Genomic DNA, 7,121 nt, shown 5'->3' on the forward strand with positions numbered 1-7,121 from the left:
AATGCCAGACGTCAATAATAGGCTAATTAATGAAAATAGGCGCATTTTTTTGGAGACTTTAACTAAAAAAATGAGTCTATTTTCGTATTTAAATGAACATAAAATCATTAATGGAATAGTGTGTATAAAAATAACAGTTCATCCAGTATATTAAACCAAGTTAATTTATAAGAAAACTCCATTGACAAGGATTAAATTTATGTTAATATTTAAAATAATAAAACTTATCCAGAGCGACGGAGGGAATTGGCCCTTTGAAGTCCAGCAACCTGCATGATATGCAAGGTGCTACATCCAACAAAATGTTGATCATTTTGGAAGATAAGGTAATGAATATTTACCTTGGAATCTTTCCATCATGGAAAGATTTTTGTTTTTCGAAAAAATTATTGGCAAACCATAGCAATGTAAGGTTGTTAGGAATTATATAAATTTAAGAAATTCGTTTAATCAGCCTCTAAAAATAAGATATTCCGGAATTCCTTAAAGGGGGAACAGGTTTGGATAAAGAGAATCAGCTTGCAGAAATATTTGAACGACTTCAAGAAATGCTTAATTCAATGAAATATGGATCCATTACACTTATTGTCCAAGATGGTAAAATCATTCAAATGGAAAGAAATGAAAAACTAAGAATTAAATAAGGTATCTGCTGACTAGAAAAACTAGAGGCGGGTTTAACTGATATAAAGAGAGTATTGGTTAGATTCGTCTCTTTTTCCTAGGATCGTATAACTCGAGAAGATTACAACGGGAATTGATCTACAGTTACTCTAACCTGTGAAACATAGAGCAAGTTCTTAGAGGGGGTAATAAAGTTGGCTGCATTAATAAATTATGAAAATTTCAACACCGGGGATTTACCTGCATTTCCTGAAGATAGTGAGACAAAAGGTGCTTTGGAAGTTCTGCAATGGGCGAATGAACAATATGGAAACAAACTCATTTATGCCTGTAGTTTTGGTATTGAAGGCATCGTGCTTACGGATTTATTGGCGAAGGTCAACCCATCGGCAAAAATTGTTTTCCTGGATACAGATGTACATTTCGAGGAAACTTACCAACTGATCGATCAAGTGAAAAAGAGATATCCAAGGCTTTCGATCGAAATGAAGAAACCTGCCTTGACGCTTGAGGAACAAGCAGCGGAATATGGAGATGAATTATGGGTTAGTGATTCCAATAAGTGTTGTAACATCCGGAAAATCACTCCGCTTACTGATGTGCTTTCAACGGCAACAGCCTGGCTTTCTGGACTGCGGAGGGAGCAATCCGAAACAAGGGCGCTGACCGAGTATATCAACAAGGATAATAAGTTCAAATCGATTAAAATATGTCCACTCATTCATTGGACATGGAAAGATGTTTGGCGTTACGCCCACAAAAATGGACTTCCGTATAATATCCTGCATGATAATGGATATCCGAGCATTGGCTGTAAAACGTGTACGGCACCTGCCATCAATGCCGATGACTTACGCTCAGGCCGTTGGCAAGGTGCGCAAAAAACAGAATGCGGATTGCATTTATCTTAAAATAAATAGAAACCATAGGGGGAAATTAGCATGACAATCAGTCTACCGCACGGAGGAACATTAATCGATCTTTGGGAACCAAAATATGATTTTAGTAAAATAACAAAGTCAATCGAAATTGATGAAATAGCATTAAGTGACCTTGAATTGATAGGCACTGGTGCCTACAGTCCGATTAAAGGATTCTTTACGAAAAGTGATTATGAGACAGTTGTCAAGGATATGAGACTTAGCAGCGGCCATGTTTGGAGCATCCCGATTACGCTGCCTTTGACTGAAAAAGCTGCAGAATCTCTTATTATAGGTGAAGAAGTGAAGCTGACTCATGAGGGTGAAACATATGGGGTCCTCTCCGTTTCTGATATTTTCACTCCCGATAAACAATTGGAAGCGACTTTAGTATATCAAACGGATGATGGGGAGCATCCTGGAGTGAGAAATTTATATAACCGCGGGGATGTATATGTCGGCGGAGAAATAAAGTTAGTCAAGAGAATAGAGCGTCCGCTATTTCAAGCCCATTATTTGGACCCAGTTGAGACAAGGAAAGCCTTTGCTGAAAAAGGCTGGGAAACCGTTGTCGGATTCCAAACGAGGAACCCTGTTCACCGTGCGCATGAATACATTCAAAAGACAGCTTTGGAGATTGTCGATGGCTTATTCTTAAACCCTCTTGTAGGGGCCACTAAATCCGATGACATTCCGGCAGATGTACGAATGGAGAGCTATAAAGTGCTGCTTGATAAATATTATCCCAAGGATCGTGTCTCTCTTGCCGTTTTCCCTGCTGCCATGCGGTATGCAGGACCAAGAGAAGCCATTTTCCATGCGATGGTCCGTAAAAATTATGGTTGCACCCATTTTATCGTCGGACGTGATCATGCGGGTGTGGGCGATTATTACGGCACATATGATGCTCAAAAAATCTTTGGGAATTTTAACGCGGATGAATTAGGGATCACACTATTATTCTTTGAACATAGTTTTTACTGTAAAGCATGTGGCAATATGGCTTCAGCTAAAACTTGTCCGCATGGAAAGGAAGACCATGTCATCCTGTCCGGAACGAAGGTAAGGGAAATGTTGCGAAATGGAGAAATTCCTCCTACTACCTTTAGCCGTAAAGAAGTCATCGAGGTGTTGATCGAAGGTCTAAAAAAGAATGAAGTTTATAACTGATTGACATAAATTGAAGGATCACATGATGAGGGGGATTATTATATGAGTAAAAGTACGAATGTCACTTGGCATGAAACGTCATTGACCAAGGAGCTCCGCCGGAAGCAGAACGGGCATGAAAGCACAGTTCTTTGGTTTACAGGACTCTCGGGTTCCGGAAAATCAACGATTGCTAACGCAGTCGCTAAAGAGTTATATAATCGGAATATTCGAAGTTATGTTTTGGATGGTGATAATATCCGCCATGGTTTAAATAAAGATTTAGGTTTTTCTGAAGAGGATCGAACCGAGAATATCAGGCGGATAGGTGAGGTTTCCAAGCTCTTCGTGGATAGTGGGCAGTTCGTATTGACCGCCTTCATATCACCTTTTAGAGCTGATCGGCAGATTGTACGTGATTTACTCGAAGAAGGCGAGTTTATTGAAGTATACATAAAATGTCCGATCGAAGAGTGCGAAGTGCGTGATCCAAAAGGTCTGTATGACAAGGCGCGTAAGGGAATCATTAAAGACTTTACCGGAATCGACTCTCCATACGAAGAACCTGAACAACCGGAAATCATTTTAGAATCCGACCAATACAGCATTGAAGAATGCGTTGAACAGGTAATCGGCTATTTGACAGCAAAGAAAGCGATCTAATCAAGGAGGAAATGTAATGGTTTACGAGAAATTTTGGTCGGAAAATCCACTAATCGCTAAAAATAAAACGGAAATCTGGAAATTGGAAAAAGACGGATTGAAGATATTCGATGATATTCCACATTACGCTGCAAATGGTTTTGATTCCATCCCTAAAGAGAATTGGGATATGTTCAAATGGGCAGGCCTATACCTGCAACGRCCAAAAGAAGCTGGTTACTGGATGATGCGTGTCGTTATTCCCGGAGGTATCCTGACTTATGATCAACAAATGGCACTAGCTAACATCGCTAAAGATTATGGGAGGGATGTATATGATATTACAACCCGTCAAGCCATTCAATTTCACTGGTTGACCATCGAACAAGTCCCGGATATCTTAAGCCGTTTAGAACAGGTTGGACTGACTACGGCCGGTGCATGCGGTGATATCACACGTAATATCATCGGGAATGCATTAGCTGGCATCGACCCTGACGAAATTTTTGATACACGTGAAGTCCTTAATGATGTATTTGAGTATTTCCGCCTTAACGAAGACTATTCGAACCTTCCAAGGAAATATAAAATGTCCATTAGTGCTAATATCCATAATGCTTCGAATGCTGAAATCAACTGTGTTTCATTCAATCCAGCTACAAAAGAAATTGATGGAGTAATGGAAGTTGGCTTTCACGTAAAAGTGGGCGKGGGGCTTTCCTCCGTTCCGATGCTGGCAGAAGAACTTGACTTATTCATTTTACCTGAAAAAACAGTCGAAGTAGCAGCAGCCATCACGACCATATTCCGTGACTTTGGCTACCGTGAAAAGCGTCATCGCTCCCGATTGAAATTCCTTTTGGCTGACTGGGGTCCTGAACAATTCAAGGAAAAATTGCTGGAATACACGGGGCCGCTTCCTGAAAAGGGAGAAAGTGCAGTGAAGGGATGGAATGCAGGTTATTTCTATGGCATCCATAAACAAAAACAAGATGGTCTGAACTATGTTGGGGTCAATATACCAGTTGGTCGTCTAAATCCAGACGAAGTGATCGAGTTTGCCGAACTTGCGAAGAAATATGGAAATGGTGAAATCCGCAACTGTAATTCTCAAAATTTAATCATTCCAAATGTGCCGGATGCAAAACTTGAGGAATTAAAACAGGAATCCATCTTTGAAAGATTTCCATATCAACCAAAAAAATTCATTGGTTATTCCGTTTCTTGTACAGGCATCGAGTATTGTAACCTGGCACTCGTTGAAACAAAAAAACGAATGAGGACCATTTCTGAAACACTGGACAAGGAAATAGATCTCGATGTGCCTGTAAGGATGCATATGGTCGGTTGTCCGAATAATTGCGGTCAAAGAGCAATCGCCGAAATAGGGCTTCAAGGCATAAAAATGAAAAATCAGGACAAAAAGATGGTCGAAGCTTTTGAGATATACGTCGGAGGAACGCTGAATGAAGGCGGGAAGTTCAATGAAAAACTTAAAGGAAAAGTGGAAGCTGAACAGCTCTATCATGTTCTGAAAGAACTGATCCTATTTTTCAAAGAAACAAAGCTTCTATCCGAAACCTTCCTTGATTTTGTGGAAAGGGTAGGAATAGCAGAGTTACAAAGTAAGCTTGATGATATAATGGCCGAAGTGGCCGTTTAATAGGGGAAGGTAAGCAATTCATGAATCTATACAGATTTGAAGTCACTATCAAGGAAGAGCCAATCCATGTCATCATTGTTGCCGATTCAGATGAAAAGGCGTTTGAACTTGTTGATATCGAGCTGGAAAAGCATTATTTGAAAATGCCTGAGGTGGACGACATCTCATTATACGAAAAAAAGAAAATTAAAAATGGAGCTGGTTTCATTTTATCGGAATTCGAAACGATTCTCTAAGGGAAGGCAGGTTGCATAAATGGGGAAAGTATATCTAGTAGGAGCCGGTCCCGGAGATCCAGATTTAATTACATTAAAAGGATTAAAATGCATTCAAGAAGCTGATGTCATTTTATATGATCGACTTGTCAATAAAGATCTATTAAATTATGCAAAAGCCGATGTAGAGTTGATTAATTGCGGTAAACTTCCGGATTACCATTTATTGCAGCAAGATACTATCAATCGTTTCCTGATCAAATATGCAAAAAAGGGAAAAGTCGTCACCCGATTGAAAGGTGGCGATCCATTCGTCTTCGGTAGAGGCGGAGAGGAAGCGGAAGCCCTTGCCACAAGTGGAGTGAGCTTTGAAATTGTACCAGGAATTACAGCTGGAATTGCCGCTACAGCCTATGCAGGAATTCCAGTTACACATAGGGACCACGCTTCATCTTTCGCGTTCGTCACCGGTCATCGGAAAAAGGATGAAGAGGATAATATCAAGTGGGAAGCCCTTGCAAAAGGAATCGATACATTAGCCATTTACATGGGTGTTAAAAACCTGCCATATATTCAAGGAAAACTTATGGAGCATGGAAAAAGTCCAGAGACTCCGGTAGCCCTCATCCATTGGGGGACTTTAAAAACACAAAGGACAGCTGTCAGTACCTTGGCTAATGTAGTGGATACGGCCAAAAACGAACAGATTTCGAACCCTTGCATGATAGTCGTGGGCGATGTCGTTAATTTGCGTGAAAAAATTAAATGGTTTGAAGCAAAACAAGCCGAAAATTTGTTGGCAAATGAGGCATTTTAATGGAAGCCATTTTATACATTTGCCATGGAAGCCGCGTTAAAGAAGCTTCAGCCCAAGCCATTGACTTTATTAAAGTTTGTATGGCAGCACAGCCAAATTCCATTCAGGAGTATTGCTTCTTAGAATTGGAAACTCCAACGATAGAAGACGCCTACGAACGGTGTGTACAAAAAGGAGCGACGAAAATCATCGCTATTCCCGTTCTATTGCTGACTGCTGTACATGCAAAATATGATATACCAGTCATATTGAACAAAATGAAAAAACGGTTCCCTGCAGTTGACTTGAGATACGGGAGACCGATTGGTGTCAGTGATAAAATGGTTGACATTTTAGTGGAACGGTTGGAAGAAACAAAAGAGCGGGTTACTGAGGATTCTTTGGTTTTATTGGTCGGAAGGGGCAGCAGTGATCCCGATGTGAAAAGGGATTTAGGCCGAATAGCGGATTTGCTTAGGAACAGGTTTCCAAAAAGCCGGGTCCAGGAATGTTATTTGACAGCTGCCACACCAAGCTTTGAAGAAGCATTGGATTTTGCTGAGGAATCCCGACCAAACCAAGTTTTTATCATTCCTTACCTATTGTTTACTGGTATCTTAATGAAGTCAATCGAAAATAGGCTGAGAAAGATCCAAAAAAAGGGAAGGCAAAAAATCATACTTTGCCGTTACTTAGGTTATCATCCAAAGATTGAACATGCAATATCAGAACGAATTCATGAAGTGAGTGGAGAGGGAGCTTATGTATCCAATTACGCTTAATATCGCGAACAAGAAGTGTGTCATTATCGGCGGTGGAAAAATAGGTTACTTTAAAGCCGGCCCCTTGTTGGAAGCTGGTGCTGAAGTGACCGTCGTAAGCCCTGAGATATGCGAGGGATTTCAACTATTGGAAAAAGAAGGCAAGGTTCGAGTTTTACTAAAAGAAGTGGAAGAAACCGACTATAAAGATGCCTTTTTAATCATAGTTGCAACAAACTCTACATTAGTTAATGAACGAGTTTATGAGAATACATCCCAAAGTCAGTTAGTAAACGTAATTAGTAATCATGAGCTGGGTAATTTTCATATTCCGGCTACATTGAATAGAGG

At 40.2% G+C, this 7,121-nt stretch carries 9 protein-coding genes and 1 riboswitch; all 9 genes read left to right on the forward strand.

What is annotated here, in order from left to right; genetic code table 11:
• Window positions 1-221: 221 nt before the first annotated feature.
• A riboswitch (SAM riboswitch) is annotated at window positions 222-328 on the forward strand.
• 199 nt (window positions 329-527) lie between these two features.
• A complete protein-coding gene (locus tag AC1DVK_RS25905; RefSeq protein ID WP_375166291.1) occupies window positions 528-644 on the forward strand; it encodes a YezD family protein in 117 nt (38 codons plus the stop codon).
• 186 nt (window positions 645-830) lie between these two features.
• Window positions 831-1,535: a phosphoadenylyl-sulfate reductase gene (locus tag AC1DVK_RS25910; RefSeq protein WP_410863916.1), complete on the forward strand. Its 705-nt coding sequence runs from the start codon at window positions 831-833 to the stop codon at window positions 1,533-1,535.
• Between the two features lie 30 nt (window positions 1,536-1,565).
• Window positions 1,566-2,714, forward strand: coding sequence for a sulfate adenylyltransferase (sat, locus tag AC1DVK_RS25915; RefSeq protein ID WP_477627725.1), 1,149 nt, complete (start codon window positions 1,566-1,568; stop codon window positions 2,712-2,714).
• Window positions 2,715-2,756: 42 nt separating this feature from the next.
• Complete coding sequence (cysC, locus tag AC1DVK_RS25920; RefSeq protein WP_061463380.1) at window positions 2,757-3,356, forward strand: adenylyl-sulfate kinase; 600 nt, start codon at window positions 2,757-2,759, stop codon at window positions 3,354-3,356.
• A gap of 16 nt (window positions 3,357-3,372) precedes the next feature.
• Complete coding sequence (locus tag AC1DVK_RS25925; protein ID WP_477627726.1) at window positions 3,373-4,998, forward strand: nitrite/sulfite reductase; 1,626 nt, start codon at window positions 3,373-3,375, stop codon at window positions 4,996-4,998.
• A gap of 20 nt (window positions 4,999-5,018) precedes the next feature.
• Window positions 5,019-5,234: a DUF3906 family protein gene (locus tag AC1DVK_RS25930; protein ID WP_061463378.1), complete on the forward strand. Its 216-nt coding sequence runs from the start codon at window positions 5,019-5,021 to the stop codon at window positions 5,232-5,234.
• A 19-nt stretch (window positions 5,235-5,253) separates the two neighbouring features.
• On the forward strand, window positions 5,254-6,030 hold the full coding sequence (gene cobA, locus AC1DVK_RS25935) for a uroporphyrinogen-III C-methyltransferase (RefSeq protein ID WP_410863906.1): 777 nt from the start codon (window positions 5,254-5,256) through the stop codon (window positions 6,028-6,030).
• The gene (locus tag AC1DVK_RS25940; RefSeq protein ID WP_061463376.1) at window positions 6,030-6,791 is read left to right on the forward strand and encodes a sirohydrochlorin chelatase; all 762 of its coding nucleotides are present in this window, start codon (window positions 6,030-6,032) and stop codon (window positions 6,789-6,791) included. The genes cobA and AC1DVK_RS25940 overlap by 1 nt, the downstream gene beginning before the upstream one ends.
• Window positions 6,772-7,121, forward strand: a 350-nt coding sequence (locus tag AC1DVK_RS25945) for a precorrin-2 dehydrogenase/sirohydrochlorin ferrochelatase family protein (RefSeq protein WP_477627727.1), incomplete at its 3' end; no start/stop codon positions are given. The genes AC1DVK_RS25940 and AC1DVK_RS25945, both read left to right, overlap by 20 nt.

This window comes from Peribacillus sp. P4_B1 (assembly GCF_056402395.1).